20 protein-coding genes are annotated in these 26,999 nt (G+C 28.6%); 4 read left to right on the plus strand and 16 right to left on the minus strand.

The window, feature by feature from the left end:
• Window positions 1-213: 213 nt before the first annotated feature.
• The 5 genes from F3K33_RS23530 to F3K33_RS23550 form a co-directional block, all read right to left on the minus strand.
• Window positions 214-1,923, minus strand: a complete 1,710-nt coding sequence (locus F3K33_RS23530) for a PspC-like choline-binding domain-containing protein (RefSeq protein ID WP_039769890.1) — start codon at window positions 1,921-1,923, stop codon at window positions 214-216.
• A gap of 158 nt (window positions 1,924-2,081) precedes the next feature.
• Window positions 2,082-3,116: an N-acetylmuramoyl-L-alanine amidase family protein gene (locus F3K33_RS23535; RefSeq protein ID WP_039769888.1), complete on the minus strand. Its 1,035-nt coding sequence runs from the start codon at window positions 3,114-3,116 to the stop codon at window positions 2,082-2,084.
• A 229-nt stretch (window positions 3,117-3,345) separates the two neighbouring features.
• Window positions 3,346-4,740, minus strand: a complete 1,395-nt coding sequence (locus F3K33_RS23540) for a sensor histidine kinase (protein ID WP_023976451.1) — start codon at window positions 4,738-4,740, stop codon at window positions 3,346-3,348.
• Window positions 4,741-4,766: 26 nt separating this feature from the next.
• Window positions 4,767-5,495: a response regulator transcription factor gene (locus F3K33_RS23545; protein ID WP_012060780.1), complete on the minus strand. Its 729-nt coding sequence runs from the start codon at window positions 5,493-5,495 to the stop codon at window positions 4,767-4,769.
• A 562-nt stretch (window positions 5,496-6,057) separates the two neighbouring features.
• Entirely contained in the window at window positions 6,058-7,314 is a 1,257-nt protein-coding gene (locus F3K33_RS23550; RefSeq protein WP_039769885.1) for a glycosyltransferase, read from the minus strand.
• Between the two features lie 537 nt (window positions 7,315-7,851).
• Between F3K33_RS23550 and wecB the strand changes: the two genes are divergently transcribed.
• Window positions 7,852-8,916, plus strand: coding sequence for a non-hydrolyzing UDP-N-acetylglucosamine 2-epimerase (gene wecB / locus F3K33_RS23555; RefSeq protein WP_023976453.1), 1,065 nt, complete (start codon window positions 7,852-7,854; stop codon window positions 8,914-8,916).
• Window positions 8,917-9,059: 143 nt separating this feature from the next.
• Here wecB and F3K33_RS23560 read toward each other — a convergent pair whose 3' ends face one another.
• The 4 genes from F3K33_RS23560 to F3K33_RS23575 form a co-directional block, all read right to left on the minus strand.
• Window positions 9,060-10,565, minus strand: a complete 1,506-nt coding sequence (locus tag F3K33_RS23560) for an O-antigen ligase family protein (RefSeq protein ID WP_039769883.1) — start codon at window positions 10,563-10,565, stop codon at window positions 9,060-9,062.
• A 2-nt stretch (window positions 10,566-10,567) separates the two neighbouring features.
• Window positions 10,568-12,430: a polysaccharide biosynthesis protein gene (locus F3K33_RS23565; RefSeq protein ID WP_017211263.1), complete on the minus strand. Its 1,863-nt coding sequence runs from the start codon at window positions 12,428-12,430 to the stop codon at window positions 10,568-10,570.
• A 54-nt stretch (window positions 12,431-12,484) separates the two neighbouring features.
• Window positions 12,485-13,468 (minus strand): glycosyltransferase family 2 protein, encoded by a 984-nt coding sequence (locus tag F3K33_RS23570; RefSeq protein WP_017211264.1) that lies wholly within the window; start codon window positions 13,466-13,468, stop codon window positions 12,485-12,487.
• A 453-nt stretch (window positions 13,469-13,921) separates the two neighbouring features.
• A complete protein-coding gene (locus tag F3K33_RS23575; protein WP_039769882.1) occupies window positions 13,922-14,767 on the minus strand; it encodes a LicD family protein in 846 nt (281 codons plus the stop codon).
• 211 nt (window positions 14,768-14,978) lie between these two features.
• Between F3K33_RS23575 and F3K33_RS23580 the strand changes: the two genes are divergently transcribed.
• Window positions 14,979-15,947: a glycosyltransferase family 2 protein gene (locus tag F3K33_RS23580; protein ID WP_039769881.1), complete on the plus strand. Its 969-nt coding sequence runs from the start codon at window positions 14,979-14,981 to the stop codon at window positions 15,945-15,947.
• A 315-nt stretch (window positions 15,948-16,262) separates the two neighbouring features.
• Window positions 16,263-18,104, plus strand: a complete 1,842-nt coding sequence (locus F3K33_RS23585) for an MBL fold metallo-hydrolase (protein ID WP_039769879.1) — start codon at window positions 16,263-16,265, stop codon at window positions 18,102-18,104.
• A 117-nt stretch (window positions 18,105-18,221) separates the two neighbouring features.
• On the opposite strand, the gene F3K33_RS23590 is transcribed toward F3K33_RS23585, so the two are convergent.
• From F3K33_RS23590 to F3K33_RS23620, 7 genes are all read right to left on the minus strand, one after another.
• Window positions 18,222-19,550 (minus strand): PTS sugar transporter subunit IIC, encoded by a 1,329-nt coding sequence (locus tag F3K33_RS23590; protein WP_039769878.1) that lies wholly within the window; start codon window positions 19,548-19,550, stop codon window positions 18,222-18,224.
• A gap of 86 nt (window positions 19,551-19,636) precedes the next feature.
• On the minus strand, window positions 19,637-19,945 hold the full coding sequence (locus tag F3K33_RS23595) for a PTS sugar transporter subunit IIB (protein ID WP_039769877.1): 309 nt from the start codon (window positions 19,943-19,945) through the stop codon (window positions 19,637-19,639).
• An 80-nt stretch (window positions 19,946-20,025) separates the two neighbouring features.
• Window positions 20,026-20,346, minus strand: a complete 321-nt coding sequence (locus F3K33_RS23600; protein ID WP_017211270.1) for a PTS lactose/cellobiose transporter subunit IIA — start codon at window positions 20,344-20,346, stop codon at window positions 20,026-20,028.
• Window positions 20,347-20,821: 475 nt separating this feature from the next.
• Window positions 20,822-21,046, minus strand: a complete 225-nt coding sequence (locus F3K33_RS23605) for a hypothetical protein (protein ID WP_012060792.1) — start codon at window positions 21,044-21,046, stop codon at window positions 20,822-20,824.
• 257 nt (window positions 21,047-21,303) lie between these two features.
• Window positions 21,304-22,644, minus strand: a complete 1,341-nt coding sequence (locus F3K33_RS23610) for a PTS sugar transporter subunit IIC (protein ID WP_039769875.1) — start codon at window positions 22,642-22,644, stop codon at window positions 21,304-21,306.
• A gap of 281 nt (window positions 22,645-22,925) precedes the next feature.
• The gene (locus F3K33_RS23615; protein WP_012060794.1) at window positions 22,926-23,237 is read right to left on the minus strand and encodes a PTS sugar transporter subunit IIB; all 312 of its coding nucleotides are present in this window, start codon (window positions 23,235-23,237) and stop codon (window positions 22,926-22,928) included.
• Window positions 23,238-23,389: 152 nt separating this feature from the next.
• A complete protein-coding gene (locus tag F3K33_RS23620; RefSeq protein ID WP_039769871.1) occupies window positions 23,390-23,710 on the minus strand; it encodes a PTS lactose/cellobiose transporter subunit IIA in 321 nt (106 codons plus the stop codon).
• Window positions 23,711-24,275: 565 nt separating this feature from the next.
• Between F3K33_RS23620 and F3K33_RS23625 the strand changes: the two genes are divergently transcribed.
• On the plus strand, window positions 24,276-26,963 hold the full coding sequence (locus F3K33_RS23625; protein ID WP_039769869.1) for a sigma-54-dependent transcriptional regulator: 2,688 nt from the start codon (window positions 24,276-24,278) through the stop codon (window positions 26,961-26,963).
• The last annotated feature ends 36 nt before the right edge of the window (window positions 26,964-26,999 follow it).

Here is a 26,999-nt window from a genome sequence, read left to right on the forward strand (position 1 = left end):
CTTTTCTATAAATTTCTCTCAATTAAAAATCCTCATCTTTACTTTTAATTTTATTTTCAAACTATCATTTTATAAGACTTAATTACTTGACTATATAGCTTATAAATATTTCTCTTAAACCTAAAATCGCACTAATAATTCTTTTTTACTTCACAGAATATAAACTAGCATCTATAATGTTCCATTCATTACAGATGCTAGTTTTATGATAATCTATTTATTAATATTGCTTTCATTTATATTATTAGCACCAATACTACTTGTAGCACTACTATCAACACTTCTTGTATTATTACTATTGTTCTCTTTGTTCGTTTTTTCTTTGCTTCCAGCATAATCATAATCTAGTTCTGAGTCTGGATTAAGCAATAATCCATCATGTCCTAATTTATACTCTTTCCCATTTTTCCCAAGAACAATTGCATCCTTTTGCATAGTTCCATCTTTGTAAAAATAATACCACCCCTTTTCAGTCTTCAACCACCCTATAGCTTTTTCATCATTTTTATAATAATACCAGTCACCATTTCCTTTTCTCCATGATGAATCAGATTCTCTATAATCCTTTTCTTGAGTGGTCTTAATATTAGATTCATTATCTTTTGAAGTATTCTCTTTTGAAATCTCCTCTTTTGGTATAATATCTTTTGGCATTTGCTCAGGCTGTTTGACTTCTTCAGTATTTAATTTAGACTTATTATTAGAATCATCATATTCATTAATATTTTTATAAGTATTTTTCAATGTTAATTTATCATTATCACTTCTTAACTTGTTGGTGTTATCTTGAAAATATTGTGATAAATCATAGACTACATATCTATTTTTTATTTTTTTATTTTCTTTATCATGATATTCTTCCTTAACTAATACATTTTCTGAATCAACCATACGAATACTGATTTTACTATCATCACCATATAATTTAGGAATTTCAATAAGCATATCAAATCCATTTTTCTCAAGCTTAGCTAAATAAATTTTATTAACACTTTTCTCATCATCTTTTTTAATTAGTATATAATCCTTGTAAAAATCATCATAACCATATAGGCTTATATTGTCTAATCTCTCTGCAACTTTATTAACTATATCATATTGGTTAATGTTAATACTATCTTGATATTTATCATTGCAATCCAAACCTATATATGCCTGTCCCTCAAAACAATATACATAGCTATTTTTAAATTTTTCTTCCTGGCTTACTAGATTTTTATTAAGAACTTTTATATCATCATATTTTTCTATAGTAAAATTACCTTCATTAATCTGTATTTGTTTTACTACATTATTTTGACACATTGCATAGAAGTCTTTTGATATATCATCATAAAATATGCCACTTATAACATCTTCACTATTGCTGTTACATTCAAACTCGTATTTATCATTGCTATTAATGTTATATAATATGTACTTTTTATTTTGCTCCTTATCTTCAGAACGTAAATAATAGTCACTATTTCCAGAAACAGAATACCATCTTGACTGAAATACATTATCTTCATCAGAAAGTAGTTTATATTCCTTTCCAGACTGCCAATTAAAATAACCATTCCTTCCAAAAATTTTATCACCATAAATATTTAATTCTCCATTTAAATAATTATCTGGCAGCTTTATTCCACATTCTTTACTACTTCCATCTTTATTTAAAATAAAGATATTATTATCATATAATTTTTTATTAATATAGTCGTATTTTATTAAGTATACACTTCCATTATTATAGCCCAATGGAATCTCCTCATAATCATCATTAATATTATTTTCTATCTCTATGATACTCTTTATATTATTAATACTTACATCTGTATTTAATACTTCAATCTCCTCATGGCCTTTCTTTATGTACTCACCATAATACATGCCAAAAAATATAACTGCTAATAAAGCTATAAAACTAATTATCTTTTTCATCTTTCCCCTCCCAGCACAATACACATATAAATAAAATAGCAATATAAAATAAATCAGAGCAGCCTTATAATTACTTTCTAAGCTAATTCAATAGAAATAATTATAAGGCAAACTTATTACATAATTGTTAAATCAAAAACTTAATTGTAATACAGATATTATTTAATCCAAGCACCATCTGTACCTAAAACATATTTAATATCGTGGTCTATTATAGTTGTATTTTTTTGCATTACACCATCTTTATTGCAATAATACCACTTACCATTATCTTGAATCCATCCTTTCTCTTTATCCCCATCTGAATTCATATGATACCAATTTCCATCTACTTGTTTCCACTCATACTTATCATCATCAAATGTAATGTCTGGTGTACTTTTATTAGTTAATGCTCCATCTGCATTTAATATACAATCATTACCTTTCTCACTTTTAACTGTTATACTTTTTTGCATTTTTCCATCATGATCAAAATGGTAGTATAATCCATTATCTAGTTGCCAGCTGTCAACTATTTTAATTCCTTGATCCCCAAAATAATAATACCAATCATTACCTATCTTTTTCCACTGTTTATGACTCTCTTTATAAGCTTCAGAACTATCGTAAGTAACTTCTTCTCCATTAACAAGATCATATCCATGCTCACCTACAACTACGCCCTTTTCATTGAGCTTTACTTCTTTGCCAGTAAGATCTTTAACTGTTGTACTTTTTTGCATTTCACCTTTTTCATTATAATAATATATTTTACCATCTACATCACGAACCCATCCTGTTTCTTTATCCGAATCATTACAGTAGTAAATTTTCCCATACTTAATTTTAATATGTGCTCCATATTTATTTAATTCTTCCTTCGACTTATCAGTTACATTGTCGCTAACTTGAGTTCCATCTTCATCAAGCGCTATTCCATTTTCATCAAATTTGAAACTTTTGTCATTTATCTTTAAAGTTGTATTTTTTTGCATTTCGCCATTCTCATTAAAATAGTACCATTTCCCACTAATATTAATCCAACCTGTTTCTTTTTGACCTAATCCATTATAAAAGTATATCTTACCATTCTCTGTAATCATTCCTGTTTGAGTTTTCACTTCTGCATTTGCTGCTGTCATCCCCACTGCTAAAATGCTTCCACAAACTAAAACTGCTGCAATTAGTTGATTTAATACTTTTTTCTTCATTAATTTATTCCTCCTCAGATAATAAATATTTAATTTGTACACTTGGTACATCACCTATAATAAACCCATTTCATATACTTTCAATGCTTTTTACATTTTTGTAATTTTCTTGTAGTATTTTATTAATAGTTATTACTTATTTAACACTTCTGTAACATTTTTGTAATACTTTGAAATGATTTTTATATACCTAAAAGGATGCTATAGATATCTAAGTTAAGAATTAGATTTATAGCCGGAATAAATAGAAAAATATTTCATCTTTTTTTATTTCATATTTTAAAGAAAACATATTCTTTTGAGCTAATTCATTGCATAAATATAGTCCTAATCCAGAACTTGAAATACTTTCTTCTATATTTCCATCAAATTCATTATATTTAATAAAAGGTTCCAATAGATTTTTAGAAATATTCTCAGGTATTAAAGAAATTTTATTTTTTATTTCAAATATAAAATCATCTTTATTTTTGTCAGGTTTACTAAGAGAAATATATATTTCTTTTCCTTTTGAATATTTCAATGCATTATCAATTAAATTTAAAATTATATGCTCAATATCTTCTTTTACAGTTAATACAGCAATTTCATCTATATTAATAATAAACTCTTTATTTAATCGTCTACACCTATCAATTAATCTATCACATATTTCTGCAATTAATATGTTAAGTTTAACCTCTTGCTTTATATCCTTTTTTCTAACACCACATCGTGAAATTTCAAGAAGCTTTTGTATAAGTTCTTTTAATTTTCCACATTCCATCATTATTCTATTAACAGCTCTTTTTTTGAATTCTTCATCCATACTATTTAAATCTTCTTCTTTTAATATTTGAACATATCCGTATATTGAAGTAACTGGAGTCTTAAGCTCATGCGTTGCATTATTAAAAAATTCTTTCGATATATTTTCTAATTTTTTCTTTTCTTCAATCATTTCGTTAAAAGACTTAGTAACTTGTCCAATTTCATCCTTAGATTTCACTGAAATTCTATCAACTTCTTTTCCTTCTCCATATTTTTTCATTTGTACACTAAGCTTTTTTAACGGGCTTATTATTTTATTTATAAAATAATTTAATGCTCCTATTATTACTATTAAAAGAACAATTTGAGCTCCTATAATATTGGTCATTATATTTTTAATACTATCATAATAATCATTATAGCTTTTTTGTATAACTAAACTCGAATCATATTTTCCATTAAGATATATAGGGTAAACATATGTACAAACCAATCCATTTTTAACATTAAATATTATTACCGAGCTTTTTCCTTTTGAATTTTCTAATACATTATTAATACTATTTTCAAATAAGATATTACCTTTATAATCTATTGGGTTATTATTATAATCATACAGTCCCACATAGCAATCATAATTGTTATTAACTTCATACACAGTTTTATTTTTTACTTTAAGATCATCTTCAATAACCATAGCACTATATTTTAAAGTGCTTGTGCTGAACTTTCTAATATTCTCCATATCATCTTTAATATTATTCTTTATATTTGCATAATAAGTATTATATATGAAAATACTTAACCCAAAATTAAATATAATAAGAGCAAATACAATTCCTATCATTATTTTTCCTTTTAGTGTTTTCAGCATATTCTCCACTTCCTAACCTTATGCTTTTATCTTATTACATACCCTACACCAAAAACTGTTTCCACTATTGAATTTTCCTTATCATCACCAAGATTTGCCCTTAACCTTCGTATATGAACATCAACAGTTCTAGTATCCCCGTAATAATCATATCCCCAAACCTCATTTAAAAGCTGCTGTCTATTAAAGACAATTCCTTTATTCTTATATAAATAGCTCAACAAATCGAATTCTTTTCTTTTTAGCATTATCTCTTTCCCATCTTTAATTACCGTTCTTGTATCAAAATTAATAGTGAACTCATCTTTTTTATTCTTATCTCCATCGATATCATCTAAATCATTTTCTGAAACAGTACTAGCTATATTCTCATGTTCATTATTAAAAATATTTTTACTTACCCTTCTAAAAATAGCATTAATTCTTGCTGTAACTTCTCTTATTTCAAAAGGCTTTGTTATGTAATCATCGGCACCTATTTCCATTCCCAATATTTTATCAATTACATCATCCCTTGCAGTAAGCATAACTATGTAACTTTTTTGGCTCATGATCTTACATAATTCAAAACCACTTATGTCTGGAAGCATTATATCTAACAAAACCAAATGAGGTTCAAATTCTTCAAAAATTTTTAACGCACTTTCCCCATTGTATGCCCCCCTAACTTCAAAATTTTCCTTTGAAAGAGCAAATTTTAAAGTATCGTTAATTGAAAATTCATCTTCTACTACTAGTATCTTCTTTTTTAACATATTACGCCTCCAAATAATAATTATATATTTCAACTCAAATACTATCTATTACATTTTAGAGTATTACTTCATTTAATTCCAATTATATCATAATCATAAACATTAAGAATGGCTAATCCAGTTATAAGGCTAGTCATTCCTTATTTTATCTATGATAAATCTGCTTTATAACGAATTCAGCTCTTACTGGAAGCATTTGCGTAAGTAAACTGTTGATACCTGTAGAATACATAGATATGCTTTTATTATAGAGAGATTACACAGATATTGGTTGAGTTAAAAAGAAGCCATGTATAATGATATAATACTGAATAGATAGAAGCTATGAATAACGTTTAGAACTTTATAGTTGGAAGTGATTCCAATAAAATTATGAATTTATCAGAAAAATTTAATCTAACAGAAACTCATACTTCTGTTTCCAGAAATTGAGATAATTCTTCAATTATCACTTGAATCATCTTAAATAAAACTTTCTGGCACACTCTCCTCCGTAAATGATCTATAATTAATCATATAAAAAAGTTCTGATAAAAAATAAATCAGAACTTTTTAATTGATTTTATTGGACCGCTCTAATTCCATGTGCAAATTTTCTGAAATTACTATCTGCACAAAAATTTTCAGTCCAAAGTAAACGGCATCTATCACGGAATTTTTGTTTTTCTTCCTCTGATATTTCTGCCATATATTTAATTTTATTTCCAAGCTCCTCAGGATCGAAATCTTTATCCAATAACAATCCAGTTTCGCCCTCTCTAACAATCTCAGCCGTACCGCCTACATTAGTCGCAATTGTTGGAATTGAAAAAGAACATGCTTCCATGATACTAACCGGTAATCCTTCTGAACTACTTGTGTTTATGAACAAATCGACTGATTCATTTTTATAATATTCCATTAACTCGGAATTTTTAACACTCCCAGGAAAATTTGTCTCCATAAAATCAAGATTTTCTCTTGCATACTCCTTAATTTGATCCAAACCATCTCCTGCTCCAAAATGTGTCCATTTTAGATTTAATCCCGAATCTTTCAATGTTGCCAGTGACTTTGCCAATAAATCTATACGCTTTACTGGTGAAACATGGCAGCAACTCACAATTCTATATGCTAAGTCTTTTGATCCTTGCGAAGTTCCATAATCTTTTGTCCCAAGATATGCAGTTTTAATTTTATCTGAGTAATCTGGATAAAGCTTCTTTAGATAATTACTTCCATCGTCAGAACATGGATATACCGCATCTAAATTTCTTAGGAAATAATATCTAAGTGGTATATAATTCATCGAGTTTTCATTAGCATAAAGATCATATCTATGTGTTCTACTTACTACTCTTGTAATCTTTTTACCATAAAGTTCTTTAAGTTTTATTGCCACAAAAGCAATATCATATAACCAATAACTATATAAAGTTATCCCGCTATACTCATCCATATTATATTTTTTAATGATTTCCAAAACTTCTTTTAAAACACTGTTTGCTTTTGCTGTAAAATATGTTAAATAAGCTTTCTTTTTTATGGAACCACTAATAACATTGCGTTCTTCTTTATCTACACATCCATTATAATTATAAAATGGAAATAGCTTCACAGCACTAATAGGTAAACTATGCTTTATTTTTGAAGCCTTAATTTTATGTACTTCAAAGTTACTAGGAATACTTCTTGTTTGTATCGCATCATCAGCTACACTAGTTGCTATCACTATTACTTTTTCAAAAGCTTCAGAAAGCATTTTTATTTCGCCTTCTATAAATTCTTCTCCTTTATCAAAAGGAAAAACTTTAGTTAAAAGTACTAAACAGTTTTTCATCTTTTTCCCTCCAGAGTTATAATCAGTATAAGAATAACATATGAAATACTTCATTTCAACAATATGAATATAAGCTTTTACTTTATAATATCACCCATATTATTTCATTTATGAATTTTATATGATAAAATAACGTTATCTGATGTCTAGTCGCTACAGCACTTACTCTTTATGTGAGAGCCTTCTTTCAAAAGTCAGCTGAGTGATTATATAGCAATAAGCCAAGTACTCACAGGGAGATGCGAAGGACAGAACATAAAAACTTTAAATCGAAATCTTATGTTTCTAAAATATAAACTTTAGAAATTCGCTTTTGAGTGGTTTGCTTAGACGAGTCACACTAAATCAATTTTTAATTCTGCGTAAGTGTAATATCATTCGCATACACCTAGACATTGTGGTGATTATTTTTTATAAGTTTAACTAATATTCAAATTGAGATAATTCTAATCTCAAATAAACTTCACTTTATATTTATTTATACGTAAATATAAATAATTCACAAATAAATACCTAAAATTTAAGGAGGCCTATTATATGAAAGTATTAACTGTTATAGGTGCAAGACCACAGTTCATTAAAGCCGCGACAGTATCTAATAAAATTAGAAGAAATGGAAACAGTGAAATTTTAGTACACACAGGACAGCATTATGATAATAATATGTCTGATATATTCTTTGAAGAGCTTGGAATTCCAAAACCAGATTATAATTTAAACATTGGTTCATCTAATCATGGGCATCAAACTGGCAGCATGTTAATATCTCTTGAAGAAATATACTTAAAAGAAAAGCCAGATATGGTTTTAGTTTATGGAGATACAAATTCAACCCTTGCAGGTAGCCTATGTGCAAGCAAATTATTAATTCCTGTAGCGCACGTTGAAGCTGGTCTTAGAAGTTTCAATAAGGCTATGCCTGAAGAGCAAAATAGAATATTAACAGACCATATATCCGATTTACTTTTCACACCTACTTTAACTGCTTTAAATAACTTAAAGGATGAAAATATTACAAAAGGTGTTCATAATGTCGGCGATGTAATGTATGATGCAATAAATCTCTTTAAAGAAAGAGCTAAAGATATCTCAACAATACTTGACAAACTTGATTTAGCACCAAATAGTTATATACTTTCAACAATACATCGTGCTGAAAACACTAACAGTATTGAAAGATTATCTTCAATCATTACTGCTTTAAATAACTCTGGTAAGAGAATCATACTTCCACTACATCCTAGAACAAAGAAATTTATTGAAACTTATGATTTGCATGTTGGAGAAAATATAAGAATTATTGATCCTGTGGGATATTTAGATATGATTTCTCTTCAGGAAAATTCTCAAAAGATAGTTACAGATAGTGGCGGAGTTCAAAAAGAAGCATACTTCTTAAAGAAACCATGTATAACTATGAGAGATGAAACTGAATGGGTTGAAACTGTAACTAACGGTTGGAACGTTATAGTTGGAAGTAATTCTGATAAGATAATGGAGGCTATAGAAAACTTCAATCCAACTGGTACTCCTGCTTCTGCATTTGGAAGTGGAGACAGTTCTTCAATAATCACAGAAATTATTGAGAAATATTTAGGATAAGTATAAATCAACATATTCTAAACATTTGAAATATAAGACTTTAACAACTAAAAAATGGAAGGTATTCCTTCCATTTTTTATTTGATAATATATTGATATCTGAATTATATTATATTTTAACTTATAAATACTCGTGCTCTCTATTATCCTATTCTATATTCCTTCATTGAGGATGACGATGTTGGTTTATACTCACTACTTTCCTTTTTGTAAACTTGTATACATGCTACTGCAAACCCCATAAGCATCCAATATGAAAATACATATGTTATAGAACTAGGTCCAAAACTTGCTGGTGCAAAAGCTATAAGGCCTGTTACAGCTGCAAAACACATTGGACTCTTTTTCTTTATTCCAGTAATCATATTTTGAATTAACAAGTATAAATAGTATATACCATAAAGCGCTAGCCCTGGTAAACCGAAGTCTCCAAGAATTTCTATTGGATAACAGTGCGGGCTATATATATTTCCTGTATTTCCTTGATTTTTAATATATTGTTCAACATTTCCTACTCCATAGCCTAGATAATGTTTCTCTTTTATTGTTCCTCTTAATACATCGCTTACTATTGTCCATCTAACATTAAGAGATCCATCTCCGCCTTCTTGAATTTCTTGCTCCCCTAGAGCATCAAGCTTATCTGCAAGACCATTTTTCTTCTGCTCCTGACCAGATTCTGTTTGTGAAATATTCATTATCATATAACTATATTTAAAGGCCACAAAAAGAGAAATCACTAAAATTAATGGGCATACTATCCCCTTTAATCCTATCCTTTTTATATTTATTACAGAATAAATTAGATAAACTATAACTCCAAATGCAGCAGCCACAAAACCTGTTCTTGATGTTGTTATTGAAATCAACGAAAAAGCAATAATTGAAGCAATTATGCAAACTACTTTAAAAAATATGTTCTCAAATTTATATATCGCATAAAAACCAATTGGTAACAGTATTGCAAGAGTAGCCGCTAGGTTATTAGGATTAAATGAAAATGCTATAGGTCTTGCATGTATTAAATCTTGGTCACCTTTTGGTAGAAATTCAATAAATGCATCAGCATAATGTTTAACTGGTAGCTGTCTTCCAAGAATAACTTCTATAAAACCAATCAATATTATAAGTAAAATTAGCGATGATAATATAGTAATTGTTTTTTTAATTCTTTCTCTATTAATGTTATATACCATCATGTTTACAATAAACGCAAACATCATCAAGTAGATAGCTATATACTTTATTGACAAGCTTTTATTTAACGACCATATTATACTAACACACATATATATAAACCAAAGTACATATATTGCTAATACTTTTCTATCCAAGTCCATTAAAATCTGTCTGTCTTTAAATATTCTAAACAATGACATAAGTGTAAATATGCCCAAAACTATATGAAATAAATATACACTTTGCACTCTTGGTACATACAATGTATAGTCATAAAATGCAGAAATTAAAAGTAGTGTATAGAACATATTATATAAATCTTTATCTTTAAGAATAAAAACTACTAATATTACTACTGTCAATATGTACATTATAGATACTATATAACTTCCATTTGCTATTCCTAAAAATCCACTAATAGCAAATATAATAGCTAAAAATATATTTCTAATTACATCTTCTCTCGTCATTATTACTCCTTATCCGCATTTTCTGCAGCCACTTCATCTTCGTTTTTATAATGATATGTTGGAACTATCTTTTGCATTTGATGCTTAATCTCTGATATATCGCTAAGCTCCAATAACTTTTGTAATTGCTCCAGCTTAATTGTTAAGCTATTCATATCTTCAAATGTTGGTTTACCTACATATATTTTATTGTGAACCGTATTTTCTAATCCTTCTTCACTCATTAAAAGTTCTTCGTATAGCTTTTCTCCTGGTCTAAGACCTGTAACCACAATTTTTATATCTCTATTGGGTTCAAGCCCTGAAAGCCTTATTAAATCACATGCCAAGTCATAAATTTTAACTGGTTTTCCCATATCTAATACAAAAACTTCTCCGCCTCTTGCAAAAGCACCGGCTTGAAGCACTAACTGCGCAGCTTCTGGAATTAGCATAAAGTATCTAATAATCTTTTTATGAGTTACAGTTACAGGGCCACCATTAGCAATTTGTCTTTTGAATAATGGTATTACTGATCCATTACTTCCAAGCACATTTCCAAATCTAACCGCAACAAATTCTGTCCTAGACTGCTTATCCATGGCTTGAATGATCATTTCACATAATCTTTTTGTTGCTCCCATAATATTAGTTGGGTTAACAGCTTTATCTGTTGAAATCATAACGAATCTTTCTACGTTAGCCTCACTTGCTTCTAATGCTAAATTCAAAGTTCCAAAAACATTGTTTTTTATAGCCTCTTTAGGACTATCTTCCATTAAAGGCACATGCTTATGTGCTGCTGCATGGAATACCACATTTACTCTATATTTTGTAAATATTTCATGAAGTCTCTTTCTATCCCTAACTGAACCTATTAATACAGTAAGATTCATGTCTGGAAACTCTTCTCTAAGTTCATTTTGTATATCATATACATTGTTTTCATAAATATCAAATATTATAAGTCTTTTAGGATTATATACAGAAATTTGTCTGCAAAGTTCCGAACCTATTGATCCTCCCCCTCCAGTTACTAATATAGTCTTTCCTTCTATATAATCTGAAATCCCTTTATTATCAAGTTGAATAGGATCTCTTCCAAGCAAATCTTCTAAATCAACATCTTTTATTCTACTAACTGTAGCGTCTCCACTTAGTATTTCGTACATTCCAGGTATTATTTGAAGTTTACAATTTGTATTCTTACAAATTTCAATTATTTCTGCCTTATTTTTCGCATCAAGAGATGGAATCGCAATTAATATTAAATCTATTTCCTGATCTCCAACTATATAAGGTATATCGTATCTGTTTCCTTCTATTTTTACACCTGATATTCTTTTTCCAAGCTTACTTTTATCATCATCTATAAGAACTATCGGATTATACTTTAGTTCTCTTCTTGCCATCATTTCATTAATAAGCATAGTTCCAGCCGAGCCAGCCCCGACTATCATTACTCTTCTTTGGTCTGATGAGTATTTAAATGGTATGTACAAAAGAGTTCTTCTATATACCCTATACAATATTCTATATCCTAATACAAAGAAAATACTTAAAAGTATTCCGACAACCGAAACATTTAACGGAATTGTATTACCTAGAATTCTAGTATACCCTATTGATATTATTCCTGCTAAAATATTTCCACCAACACCTAACAAAAACTCGTCAGTACCAGTTAAATGCCATAGACTTTCATACATTTTAAACAAGTAAAAACATACTAAATAAATTAAACTTAACGCTATACAATCATGAGTGTATATTTTCGCAATTAATGTAAAATCTCCACTATTGGTTATATTTATTGAGAAAAGATATGCCATATTAACCATAAACATATCGATTATCATAACTATAAAAGTCTTCCAATTCTTCACTATACTTCCCCTCCTACTTCAGAGATTCTCACTAAAATGTCCTAATTTAAACTATTATCTTACTTTATCTAAAACTTTTATTAATAATTTAGGACAAGACAGCATTCCCTTACATTGAATAGAATATCTAATATTATTCTTATCCAACTTTTGCATTTTATAATTCTTTAAATATTTTCTTACATCCTCTTTATTTAAAAACTTAAAAAGTTCCTCATGGAAATTTGAATCCTTACCTAATACCGAAAAAACATGTGATATTGAATAAGGTATCTTAAATTCAACTAAAAAACTTTTTATCTTCTTTAAGCTTTCATCACCTTTTATATCATTTAATAGGTCAATATATGAATAATAGCAATCCAAATGCTTCAATGATACATTTTGAGTCACAGAATTTCCCCATATAACATAAAAAGCCAATACTTCATTTACGCTTATAACTTTTTTTGCATATAACAATGCCTTTACAACAAAGACCATATCTTCTCCATATTTTCTTTTAGTATCAAATAAAAGATTATTATCTTGTATAATGGAAGATTTATATATAGCACTTCTCATTCCTATTGTTATATCATCTTTTAACTGCATAAGAGCAGCTTCTTTTCCGCTAATGAACTCATTTAAATAGTTAGTTCTATTTTGGACTAGTACATTTCCTTTAGCGTCAACCTCACTATAATCACAAAAAACTATCTCACATTTACTTTCTTCGGCTTTTTCATACATACGCTCAACAAATTTATGATCAATATAATCATCTGAATCTAAAAAAGTTATATACTCTCCACTAGCTTCTTTTATTCCTCTGTTTCTTGCCGCACTAACACCCGAATTTTTTTGAGTTATGATTTTATAATTTATACTTGAATTTTCAAGTAATCCTCTTGCTATATCGATACTTTTATCCTTCGATCCATCATCTATAAGTAAAAGTTCAAAATCTTTGCAAGTTTGATTCATAACAGATTTAATACTTCTTTCAATACATTCTTCTACATTATAAACAGGAGTAATGATAGATACTTTTACCAAAACTATTCGCTCCTTTTATTTAATTATATTCAGAAAACAATAAGTCAGCATACTGGCCTATTTAATGCCATAACTTACTATAATATTGGACTAATAGACATTATGAACATATATATTCTTTTGTTTTAAAGAATATATATGTTAAAATTATCATTTTTCACATCAATTGTGGATATCCCAATAACAAACTATACTTAGTCCATGAAATATATTCCAACCAGAAATGAGTGATATACTTTTATATTTAAATACTGTACCGTCAAATAACTTTAAACTTTTCAACACTACTTGAATTATACTAGTATTGATGCCCATATGCAATATTAAGCCATTTTCTTAAGTAAATTTTCATTTTCATTCATTATAGCTAAGTAAAAATACTCTTATTTAGAGAAATAGTTTCACTACTATAAATAAATCTACATTCTTTTATAATTAAAACGAACATGCCTATTAGGCATTTTTTAACTTTTTGATTATTCTGGCATGCCATACTCTGTCTTCTTCTTTCGGAAGTGTCATATAATCGCCATACAATTGTGTTAAAACAGCATCATAATTCCTAGGCGCATTAAAATAATCTCCTTCGAATTCAACTTTTATCAAATCAAAAAAGTCCTCTTTTTTATATATGTATTGACTCCATACTGTATCCAATCCATATCCCATGCATTCTGAATCTTTATCATTCCATTTAACTAAAAAATCAAATAACTTTTGTCTTCTTTTTGTTGTAAAAATACTTGATACAATATTATAAACAAAATATGTAATTTTATTTTTTAATGTAAGCTTTTCAGGTTTTTCTCTAATTCTTATGAAACTTCTTAATACGAAATTACTTATTTTTCTTTGAATATTGTATACCCATCTTTTTTTAGGAAGACTATCATAAGGTATAATATCTATAAATAAACCATTATGCATCTTTTCATTTTCTGCAATCTTATCTTCAATAAAAAGTGTATTATTATATCTTATTTTGCATGGAACTTGATAGATATCATAATTAGGATCATTTTCATGAGTCTGCAAAAATAAATGATCAGGTAGTTCATTCTTAACTACACTTAAAAATTCATTATAATCTTCTCTAAGCATTCCAATGTCAATATCGTCATCCCATGGTATAAATCCTTTATGTCTAACCGCTCCTATAAGCGTTCCAGCATCTAAAAAATATCTAATATTATGCTTGTCACAAATTCTTTTTACATCTTTTAAAATGCTTGCCATTATTAACTGCGCATCTCTTAGCCCTAAGTCTTCATAATTTGAATAATTAGTATTATTGTTCATCTTTTTCTCCTTTAATACATATCTACCTTTTATTATATCAATGTAGTCATAAAACTCAATAATACATATTAAATATTGACTTTTAATTTTCTATTACAATACCTGCTACAGATTATTAATTCTAAATTATGCCTTAATATGTTATAATTTATTACAGCTTAACCATCTATAGAGCAAATTTTAACCTTAGTAAAAGATTGGAGAATATATTATGGAAAATACTAAAGATTTAATTAGTGTTATTGTGCCTGTTTATAATGTTGAGAAATATTTACCTCAATGTATAGATAGCATTTTAAATCAAACTGAAAAGAATCTTGAAATTATTTTAGTTGATGATGGTTCATTGGATAATTCCGGAAAGATATGTGATGAATTCTCTAAAAAGGATGATAGAATAATTGTTATACATAAGAAAAATAATGGTCTAAGTTCTGCCAGAAATGCTGGCCTTGATATAGCTAGCGGAAATTATATTGGTTTCGTAGACAGCGATGACTGGTTAGATAAAACTATGTATGAAGTTTTGTTAAAATTGCTAAAGGAAAATAATTCTGATATTTCATGTTGCGATTTTTTTAAAACAGCTAATAGCGATGACTCAATATCTCATATAGATGATGAGATTATTAATTCTTACAATAATATGGAAAGCCTAAATAACTTCTATAATGGCTTATATACTCAAACAGTAGTAGCTTGGAATAAGCTCTACAAACGAGAACTCTTTAAAGATATTTTTTATCCTGTAGGCAAAATTCATGAAGATGAAGGCACTACATATAAATTATATTATAAAGCTAATAAGATCACTTATACTAATAGGCCTTTATACTACTATAGGATCACTCCTAACAGTATAACTACAAGTAAGTTTAATAAAAAAAGGTTAGATATAATAGATGTTTACGATGAAAAAGTTAAGTTCATTAAAAATATAAATAATGAAGAAATCTATTCAAAAACATTAAAATGGTATTTATTTAAGCTTATAAATTGTTATTTTGAATGTTCTAATAATATTGAAAATAATACTGAATATTTAACATTGATTAACCATAAGGTATCAGAAACATATAAATCTTATATTCAAAGCAATAAAAAACAGCTTCACTGGATAATTTTATTTTCTATATTTAAAATGAATCCTAAATTATATAAAAAGCTATTGAGAAGTTAAAAGATAACAAGACAATTATGTTATTCATATTTTGTTTTGTTCAATGATTATTAGAGAAAATAACAAGTCTAAAATACCTTGTGTATTTTGCGTCATACACGGAAAGATATCTATCTCATAGAGAACTATCAGCTTAGTTTCCGTACTAAACATAATGCAAAATCCACTAACATATTGACTTGTTATTTTTCTATTACCTCTAAAAATTTTTTCTTAATTTTACATAATGCGGAATAAATCCCGAGACTTGGCTTAAAATTTGCTTGATTATGTGCTATAATATTTTGTATTGAATTTAAGGAGTGTTAAAAGATAATGATGACAAAATATTTTAAAAGTTTTATACTATTCTTTCTAATCTGTTTATCTTTTCATCTTTTTACAGAAACAATAGTATATGCTGAACAGCAAACAAATGAAATTTCACAAAAAACAAATGAATCAACTTTACATAATTCAACAAACGAAGATTCTTCAAAAAATACTAACAAAGATATCAGTACAAGCGTTTCAAGTAACGAATCAGAAAAAGATTCAAAAAAAGACACAGATAATAATAACAACGCAACTGCTGTACCGAATAAGCAAGAAGAAGTATCTATTCCATATGGATGGAAAACTATTGATTCTAAAAAATACTATATAGTTAGTGATAAAGTCCTCGAAAAAACTGGATGGTTCATGGAGAAAGATGTTAATCCTGATATAACTTCTAAAGATAAAGGCTATGATGATAAATATTATCTAGATAGTGATTTTTCAGTAGTAATTGGCTGGAAAGAAATAGACGGAACCTGGTATTACTTCAATAAAGATGGAATACTGCAAACTGGATGGGTTTATGATAATAATATCTACTATACAGACAAGAACGGTGCTATGGAAACTGGATGGCAAAAAATCAATGGGGATACTTATTATTTTGATCAATACGGTCACATGGCTACTCATAAAACATTAATAGATGATAATTGGTATTTCTTTAGCGATGATGGGCAACTTCAAAAAGGCCTTTACTATTATAAAAATAAAGAATATTATTCTGATGACAAAGGAATAATGGTTGTAAATACTTGGGTTGATTCTAGAAATCACAAATATTACATAAAATCCGATGGTTCTGTTGCGACTGGAAAGCTTTATTTAAACGGAACTATGGAAGATTTTAATTCAAATGGTTACTACCAAGGTTCAGATAAAAACGATAAAGATTATCTATTTGTACGTCATTTAAATGTAGGTAATGCTGACTGTGCATTTATAAGATTACCTAGTGGAGAGACCGTTTTAATAGATACTGGTGATACAACAACTAGTAGTACATTAATAGATTTCTTAAATAGCCAGAACTTAAAGAAAGATTTCTTCCAATCTACTACTAGTAGTAGTGTACAAGCTGTTGAATCTAACACTAGCAAGACTTCTAATGGAAAAGGAGTTGTAGATTACGTAGTGCTTACACATCCTCACTCAGATCACATTGGTGGAGTGATTGATTTGCTTAAAAACTTTGATGTCGGAAAAATATTAGTTCCAAAATACTTTGAAATGAAAGATTTTGCAAGTATGAATGATACTGCTTCTAGTGCCAGTGAAAAAGAAATTATGAAACATGATTACGAAGTATATAAAGCAACAATGAATGCTATAAAGAAAAGCGGAGTACCTTTAGTTACAGCTGAACCAAAATCATATATTGATAGCGAAAATATTTTACAATTTGTTCATGCTGATAAGGATTATCCAAGCTTTGAAGCATCTAACCCTTACCAAGAATACACATTGCTAAACAATAACTCTGCACTTGTTTATTTGAATTATCATGATCTTCAAGAATTATTTGCTGCAGATATTGAATGGGGCGCAGAAAACGACTTTGTTAGTAGAAAAGCCTTAGATGGAAAAGAAGTTGATGTATTAAAGATTCCTCATCATGGAAATCCAACATCTTCATCGTATCCATTTATCGGATATGTTAACCCAATTGTAGGAATAATTTCTAGAGCTAAAGAATCTATTAGCACTACTAATGAATCTTACAATGTTCTAACTACATGTGGTGTTAACATATTTGAGACAAGCAGTGATCCTGATGGAATTTCAGTATACTCTACTAAAGATAATTGGAATGTGGAACCAGCAAATAGTAAATCTTAATATTAACTCAAATTTAAAAAAAGCTTATCATTTGTACTTTTTTACAAATGATAAGCTTAAATTTAATTACCTAAAGTTTTAATCTTTCCTTGTCATAATAATATTATTTAGTAATTCTTATGCCTGAATATTATCACCATGTTGAGCTGCCAATTCATTTTTTAAGTTTATACTATCTTGTCTCTTAAAGAATGGAAGGTAAACGAAGAATGACATCGCTAATACTAATAACTGTAATATTGCTGTTCTAACTCCACCTGTCAAAAGTCCTGATATTGGTGCCGGAGTTGTCCATGGAACCATTACCCCTCCAAATGGTGGAACTATTCCTGTTGCTATTGCAAAATAAAGTATTGTGCCTGATAGCATTGGAGTAATTATAAATGGAATTGCCATAAATGGATTCATTACTATTGGTGTTCCAAATGTAATTGGTTCATTTATATTAAATATTCCTGGTACTATTGCGAGTTTTCCTAATTGTTTGCATTGTGCCGATTTTGCAAAAAATAGCATACATATTACTAAACCTATTGTCATACCAGATCCTGTTACTGTCATAAATTGATCAAGAAATTGCTGTGTTACTATATGAGCTCCATTTGCTATTGTTAATTCTTTTCCACTCGTAACTATAGCTGCATTATCTAAGGTATTTGATTGTAATATTCCTGACATTACACCGCTTACTATTGTTGCTCCATGAACACCAAACCACCATAAGAATGGAATTAAAAATCCCATGACTAAAACTCCACCTAATGAGTCTGTCATACCTTGCAATGGTGTTTGAAGTACTTTATATATCCATTCAATAAATGTTGTTTGTAATCCCCATTTAAATATCATATAAACTATTGTTGCTCCAAGCACTATAACTGCTGCTGGTATTAATGCTGCAAACGAATTCACAACTCCCTGTGGTACGCCATCAGGCATCTTTATTGTAATCTTATTTGCCATAAACCATGAGTAAACTGCTCCAACTATTAATCCTATTATAATTGCGGTAACCATTCCCTTTCCACCACACCATGCTGTTGGTATGACATCCCCTACTGTTTCTCCGCTTTTAGTAGTTACTGAAGAGCTAGTTGTTAATATAAATACTACAAATGATATTATTCCTGCTGATAAAGGTTCATGACCTTCATTTTTAGCATAAGTGTATGCTATTCCTATTGTTGCAACAAGTGCTATCATGTTAAAAGTTGCTCCATTTGCTTTAAACAGTGGGTCAGTCCATCCTGCACCTAATGTAACATTTAGCCAATCGTTTAACGGTTGGTATGGCAATTGCGCTAGCAATAAAAATACCGATCCTACCAAAGTTAATGGTAAAGTGAATAAAATACCGTCTTTTAATGCAACAACTCCCTTTAAACCAACAAACTTCATAACTATTGGCAATACTTTTTCGTTTAAAGTTGTCCCAGATGATGACATAATAATTCCTCCTTAAAAATTAGTAAATATAAATTAACAAGGTTTATTAAATAATTTATAAAAATGATATTGTAAAAACTTTTTAACTATTTTCCTGCTAGCTTCAAGGCAAAGTCTAAAACTTTTTGACCATTCATCATTCCATAGTCAACCATTGGTATAACATCCACAGGTATTCCTTTAGGTTCACATATTTTTTTTGCTTTGTTCAATGTATATCCAACTTGCGGACCCAATAATGCAACATCAACTCCCTCTGTATTCTTATCCATTTGACTTTCTGGAAAAGCTTCAATATCTACATCTATCCCATTATTCTTAGCCGCCTCCTTCATTTTGTTTACCAAAAGACTTGTTGACATTCCTGCTGCGCAAAACAATCTAATTATTACCATGGTTCATTCCTCCTGAAATATAAATTTATTTATATAAACTTTTAATAAGTGTCCTTATGAAATTTTAATCTATTTGTTAATTATTTAACCAGTGTATTTACCACTTTTCTTAGTTCGATTATTTGTTCAATTAAGTTTTTCTCTGTTATTGCTGTCATTAGATGATCTTGTGCATGCACAAACAAAACTGACATATCAATCTTTTCACCATTTGCTTCTTTATGAAGGAACATTGTTTGCCCATCATGTGCTTTTGCTAATGCATCATTTGCTAATTGCATTTCCTTATCAGCTTCTTCGTATTTTCCTTCATTTACATTGTTAAGTGCCATATACGCATGATTTTTACAATCTCCAGCGTTTATTATAATATTCATGATTGCCATTTCTAACTCTTCCACTCTACACTCCCCCATTTAACGTCTTTTAGAATATTTTTCCTTTTATCCTATTGCATAGCATAAATTATGCCAAACACTATTCTGCTTTTTAGTAGACATTATTTTAAATATATTGATATTATCTATATAAATCCTAACCCCGGATTTATAAAACGTTTACAAAATTTTTATGTATCCAAATTGTCATTAATCTTTTATATGTTTACTTAATATAATCAATATCTAATATAAGAGTTTGATTATTCTTATTAGCGTTTTGGTAATATTGTCCAGTGTTTAGATGAAAGTATATAATTGTGATTAGTGTTTGAACACTTCCAAGAACTGTTTAATCACTAAATTTATTTTAATCATTAAAAAATAATTTCTACAACTAGAAATGAAGCAAATTATATAGGAATAATAAAAAGCATCTTCTTAACTATAAGAAAATGCTTTTTATTTACAATATAAATAATTAAATTATATCTAATTTTTATTGTACACTAACTCCAAAATATAATACTTTTCCAAGTTCAGTATCTTTTATTGATTGTTTTGCAATTGCAGCCGCATTTTGTTGATCACTAAGGCTACACTCAAAAAGTATCTTAATTCCTTCTTTTCTAACAAATTTAAATACTTTCTCATTCTCAACTTCAATATTTTCTACTATATTTATTATATCGTCTTGTCTTAATGCACAGTTTATTAATATCATCTTTCTACCTCACTCCTATTTAATCTTTTGAAAAAAACAACTTTATTTTAATTTAATTTTTAATAATTCTTTATTATACTTTGATTATTAACATATTATATCATTTATTTTTCAGAATTATACTGAGTAAACTCTAACATTTCAATTATTTTCTCATTGAGCTTCTGCTATTGCAGAAATCATAATTTCAATAATTAGAAATGTTAGAGTTTTTAAATTTATTTTAAATTGTTAATAATAGGGCTAATTAATTGTATTTACGCTTGAGCGCTATTTTCGTGTTTTTGTGCTGCTAATTCATCAGCATATGACATAGCATCAACTTTCTTAAAGAATGGGAAGTATATTGCCATTCCAATAAGTAGGAATACTAATTGAGCTATAGCATAACTAGGACCACCAATTATTAATCCTGAGAATACAGCTGGAACTGTCCAAGGTGGTAATGCTCCACCCATTGGTGCAAGTATACCTGTTGCAATTGCTAAATAAAGTAATATTGCATTTACTACTGGAGTAAGTATAAATGGTACACCCATTATTGGGTTCATTACTACTGGAGTACCAAATAATACTGGTTCATTAATATTAAACAAGTTAGCTGGAAGTGCTAATCTACCTAATTGTTTATATTGAGCAGATTTTGCAAGTACTAATAATAATATAGTAAATCCAAGTGTTTGACCACTACCTGCTAAGTTAATAAAGTTATCATAGAATTGTTGAGTTACTATATGAGCTCCGTGAGCAAGATCTAAAGTCCCTGCTTCTTGTAATTTAGCATTAGCTGCAGTATTAGCAGTTAATAAAGCTCCTACCATACCTGATACTGTCATACCTCCATGGATTCCAAAGAACCATAAGAATGGAACAGCGAAAGCAATAAGTATAGCTCCTGGAAGTGAATCTGATGCAGCTTGTAATGGTGTTTGAACAACTTTATATATGATTTCTACAAAAGAAGTATTGAATCCAAACTTACATACCGCATATACAACAGTTGCACCTATAAATATAACTGTAGCTGGAATTAATGCTGAGAATGCATTAACAACACCTTGAGGTACACCTTCTGGCATCTTGATTGTAATATTTTTCTTTACCATTGCGCAATAAACAAATGAAACAACTAAACTTACAATAATTGCAGTAATCATACCTGATCCACCAGTCCAGTCTTGTGGAATAACTCCACCAACTTGAATTGGAGTTGCATCAGGTGTTGCTTTAAACATAACAAAATCATTTGTTACAGTTAAGAATACACTTAAAGCAATTACTGCTGGTGAAAAAGGTTCAAGACCTTCATTTTTGCAGTATACATAAGTCATACCTATAACAGCTACCACTGCCATAATACCCATTGTTGAATGCTGTAATTTAAATAATGGATCATTCCAACCTGGCCCAAAGGCTCCAGCCATACCATCTGTAAATGCCTTTACTGGGAAGCAAGCAATTAATAAGAATATAGATCCAACGATATTTAATGGTAAAGTAAATAACATACCATCTTTTAATGCTTGAACACCTTTAAGATTAACGAATTTCATTACCGCTGGCACTACTTTTTCGTTCAGTGTTTGATTGAGTGACATAATAAATTTCCCCCTTATAACTAAATTGTGATTATAATATGAATAATTACAAATAAAAATTTGCTATTATTACTTATAAACTTACATATTTATTTTGTTTTTCTATAATTGTTGTTAAAGGTTTTCTTTTCTCATATAAAATATGAATATAAGTTAACCGATTAGATATATCTTTATATGTGCATTTGTACTTTTACTTAATCATGTAAAACTACAAATGCTATTTATTTTTGCAAATTATTTTTTATTGGTTAATTTTATAAAAATAATTAATTTTTCAATTATTTATTTTTTGCAAGATTTAATGCTAAGTCTAAAACTTTAGCTCCATTCATCATTCCATAATCAACCATTGGTATTACTTCTACTGGAATACCATGTGGTTCGCAAAGTTTCTTTGCTTTTCCTAAAGTATATCCTACTTGTGGTCCAAGTAATGCAACATCCATACTATCTAAATGTCTATCCATTTGAGATTCTGGAAATGCTATAATTTCTGCATCAACACCCTTAGCCTTAGCTGCCTCCTTCATCTTATTAACTAAAACACTTGTTGACATTCCTGATGCACAGAATAATTTGATTGTAACCATATTTATTCCTCCTTGATTTAACTTTTATAAATTTTAATATGTTCTATATCTTTATATAGTTTTGTGTTAATTTTAAAGTTACTTGCGAATTTTATTTTTATAGTATTTACAAAATAAAGCTTGTCTTATTTGCTTTTCCAAGTTTCAATTTGTTATTTTACTAAAGTGTTTACAATTTTTCTTAACTCTATAATTTGTTCAATAAGATTCTTTTCTGATATAGATGTCATTAAATGATCTTGTGCATGAACAAATAAAACTGATAACTCTACTTTTTCTCCAGAAGCTTCTTTTTGAAGCATTTCTGTTTGTGCATCATGCGCTTTTCCTAACGCATCATTTGCTAGTTGCATTTCATTTTCAGCTTCTTCATACTTACCTTCGTTTACAAAACTAAGAGCCATATAAGCATGATTTTTACAATCTCCTGCATTGATTATAATATTCATTATTGCCATTTCTAATTGATCCATTTGTACTCCTCCTCCAATTTATCCGGTAGCTGGCATCCGTAATACTTTCCATAATATAGTTAACGGCTACATGCTCCTGGATAAGTCAAACTAAAATTCAGAAGATATATTAAACTCCAACTGAATAAAGTTTTACTTGATGCTTTATTGCTTCATGCCAATATATATAGCAATACCTGTGCCAAACACTATTAAATATTTTAATTTTTTTCTATTTTTTTTGCTGTTTAAATTTTACATACTATCGGATCACTCCTATATATCAACACTTATAAGCAAAATAGATAATATAATTTCATTTAAAAGTTATATCATTTTTATAATAAAAGTTATATATTTTATTTATTTTATGATATGTGTTTACTTAATACACTTAGTGTTTTATAATTATATATAGTGTTTAATTAATTTCAAAACTGTATATAAACACTAAATAAACAATGTTTGATAATAAATAGTTTTACTATAATAGTCCCTTTACCGTAGGATTTTCAGCATAGCGTATGAAAATACTTAATCTATTTATAGTAGCTATAATATTTTTATTTATATAGGAGGACATATAATGGCTAAAAAAGATTTAATTTACCAAAAACTTCTCCAGCTTAATTCTCCAGATGGGATAGACACAAAAACACTAGCCCCTCTAGTTAATATGACTAGAGCTAACTTGAGCCATGAACTAAATGAACTTTGTAAAGAAGGTAAATTGTATAAATCCTCTGGTAGACCAGTATTATTTTTTCTTGCTGAAAATAAGATTCAAAGCAATGAATCTCAGTTAGATTTGTTAGCTAAAAATAATATTTCTCTTAAAGATTCTGTGGAACAGGCTAAAGCAGCTATACTATATCCACCTAAAGGTATGAATTGTTTAATATTAGGTGCTACTGGTGTAGGAAAGTCTATGTTCGCATCTCTTATGCACAATTATGCATTAGAAATGAAGGTGAAAACAGAAGATTCTCCTTTTATAGTGTTTAACTGTGCAGATTATACTAATAACCCACAGCTATTAACTTCTCAACTTTTTGGTGTGAAAAAAGGTGCATATACTGGAGCTGAATCTGACAAAGTCGGATTAATAGAACAGGCTGATGGTGGTATTTTATTTTTAGATGAGATTCACAGATTGCCACCTGAAGGGCAGGAAGCTCTATTCATATTTTTAGATACAGGTACTTTTAGACGTATTGGGGATTCAGAAACCAGAAAATCAGATGTATTAATAATTTCAGCTACAACAGAGGACCCAAATTCTGCTTTATTAAACACATTTACAAGAAGAATTCCTCTTGTTATTAATATTCCCTCTCTTAAAGAAAGAACTTTAGATGAAAGATTATTTTTAATTAAAAGTTTCTTCAAATATGAAAGTATCCGTTTAAATAAAGAGATTTATGTATCTTTAAACTCTCTTAGAGCATTACTTTCTTACGATTGTCCTAATAATATAGGTCAGTTGAAAAGCGACGTTCAGCTACTTTGTGCAAAAGCATACTCTGAATACCTAACTAATATACGACGTGACGTAAGAATCCATAGTAAAATACTGCCTCCTTATATTAAAGAAGGTCTTTATAAAGAGAAAGAGCATAGAGTTTTATGGAATAAACTTATGAGTGAAGAAATTGAATATTTTAGATTTAATGGTTCCAATGAAGATACAAACACTATATTTAATAATGGAGATAATACTATTTACGATTTTATAGAAAGTAAACTTGAAAAGCTTAAGTCTCTAGAAATTTCAGATATTGATATTGAGAACATTCTTGAGAAAGATATAGCCAAACATTTCAATAAAAATAACTCTGAAGTTTCCGAAGAAACAAGCAAACAAAACTTATTAACCATTATTGATGAAGATACATTAAAATGTATTGATAGTATAGTAAGTCATATAACTCGAAAGCTTCCTGTAATTTTTGATAGTAATTTATATACGGCTTTTGCTCTGCATATCAACACATTAATTAATAGAATAAATAGTGACAAAATAATAATAAACACTAATTTAAATAGAATAAAAGATCTTTATCCTTCTGAATTTGCTGTTGCACTAGAGATTAAGGAAATCATAGAAAACACTATTAATAAATCAATTCCAATAGATGAAGCTGGATACTTAACATTATTCTTGATACCAGATAATACTTTTAACGATAAATCTCAAGATAAAGTGAAAGTTATTCTAATTGCCCATGGTGAATCAACTGCAACTTCAATGGCTGATGTTTCTAACAGGCTACTTGGAGAAAACTATATAATTCCAATAAACGCTCCAATAGATGTTGCTCCATCAAAAGTATTAGAAAGCCTTAAGATTGGTATTCAGGACAATCCAACTTCTGCTGGTTATCTCTTATTGGTAGATATGGGGTCTTTAACAACTTTTGCAGATGTTATAAAAAAGGAATTTCAAGTAGACATTAAAGTGATATCTCTTGTTTCAACTTTACACGTTTTAGAAGCAGCACGAAAAGCACTAATTGGATCATCACTAGACGAAATATATAATGATGTTCTTATGGTAAATTCTTATGTAGAAATACATAAAAATATAAGTAATCCTTCTAGCGATTCTGATAAAGTTTTAATAGTAACTGCATGCTTAACTGGTGAGGGAGCTGCTATTGCAATTAAAAACTTCTTACTAAGTAATCTTAGATTAGATAAAGATTATTTTGAAGTCGTTTGTCTAAACTGCTTAGATAAAAAATACTTCAAGCAAAAAATAATTAATCTTCAAGAAAAAAATGAGGTACTTTTTATAGTTTCATCTTTTCCTGTAGATTCACCTATAAAACAATATACAATGTACGAAGTATTTAACATGAATGTATTAAAAGAATTACAAAGTATAATTGATTCAAAATTAACTATGATTAATCTACCTAAAATTATAAAGGAAAATATATATAATATAGATGGTGTTGAACTTTATAAAGATGTGACTCTATTTTTGAATATATTACAAGAGAAACTCTTAATTAAATTATCTGATGAAAATATGGTTGGCGTTATTCTCCATTTATCATTTGTAATAGGACGATTAAGAAATGAAGATAATCCAGCTGTTTATCCTCAAAAAGAGAACTATCTAGAAGAAAATATAAATCTATATAATATAATAAAAGAAAATTTGAACTTTATAACTAGCAAATATAAAGTAGAAATATCAGATGATGAAATATGCTATTTGATGAATCTTTTATCAAATTCAGCTCCTGAATTGCAAAGTAAACTTTAATACCAATATATCCCTATAAAAGAATAAACACATTCT

Source organism: Clostridium beijerinckii (genome assembly GCF_008705175.1).
Taxonomy (GTDB): Bacteria; Bacillota; Clostridia; order Clostridiales; family Clostridiaceae; genus Clostridium; species Clostridium beijerinckii.

Bases quoted from the DNA above. Each gene is read 5' to 3' on its own strand.
- F3K33_RS23530 (WP_039769890.1), bottom strand. From the start codon at position 1,923: ATGAAAAAGATAATTAGTTTTATAGCTTTATTAGCAGTTATATTTTTT.
- F3K33_RS23535 (WP_039769888.1), bottom strand. From the start codon at position 3,116: ATGAAGAAAAAAGTATTAAATCAACTAATTGCAGCAGTTTTAGTTTGT.
- F3K33_RS23540 (WP_023976451.1), bottom strand. From the start codon at position 4,740: ATGCTGAAAACACTAAAAGGAAAAATAATGATAGGAATTGTATTTGCT.
- F3K33_RS23545 (WP_012060780.1), bottom strand. From the start codon at position 5,495: ATGTTAAAAAAGAAGATACTAGTAGTAGAAGATGAATTTTCAATTAAC.
- F3K33_RS23550 (WP_039769885.1), bottom strand. From the start codon at position 7,314: ATGAAAAACTGTTTAGTACTTTTAACTAAAGTTTTTCCTTTTGATAAA.
- wecB (WP_023976453.1), top strand. From the start codon at position 7,852: ATGAAAGTATTAACTGTTATAGGTGCAAGACCACAGTTCATTAAAGCC.
- F3K33_RS23560 (WP_039769883.1), bottom strand. From the start codon at position 10,565: ATGACGAGAGAAGATGTAATTAGAAATATATTTTTAGCTATTATATTT.
- F3K33_RS23575 (WP_039769882.1), bottom strand. From the start codon at position 14,767: ATGAACAATAATACTAATTATTCAAATTATGAAGACTTAGGGCTAAGA.
- F3K33_RS23580 (WP_039769881.1), top strand. From the start codon at position 14,979: ATGGAAAATACTAAAGATTTAATTAGTGTTATTGTGCCTGTTTATAAT.
- F3K33_RS23585 (WP_039769879.1), top strand. From the start codon at position 16,263: ATGATGACAAAATATTTTAAAAGTTTTATACTATTCTTTCTAATCTGT.
- F3K33_RS23590 (WP_039769878.1), bottom strand. From the start codon at position 19,550: ATGTCATCATCTGGGACAACTTTAAACGAAAAAGTATTGCCAATAGTT.
- F3K33_RS23595 (WP_039769877.1), bottom strand. From the start codon at position 19,945: ATGGTAATAATTAGATTGTTTTGCGCAGCAGGAATGTCAACAAGTCTT.
- F3K33_RS23605 (WP_012060792.1), bottom strand. From the start codon at position 21,046: ATGATATTAATAAACTGTGCATTAAGACAAGACGATATAATAAATATA.
- F3K33_RS23610 (WP_039769875.1), bottom strand. From the start codon at position 22,644: ATGTCACTCAATCAAACACTGAACGAAAAAGTAGTGCCAGCGGTAATG.
- F3K33_RS23615 (WP_012060794.1), bottom strand. From the start codon at position 23,237: ATGGTTACAATCAAATTATTCTGTGCATCAGGAATGTCAACAAGTGTT.
- F3K33_RS23620 (WP_039769871.1), bottom strand. From the start codon at position 23,710: ATGGATCAATTAGAAATGGCAATAATGAATATTATAATCAATGCAGGA.
- F3K33_RS23625 (WP_039769869.1), top strand. From the start codon at position 24,276: ATGGCTAAAAAAGATTTAATTTACCAAAAACTTCTCCAGCTTAATTCT.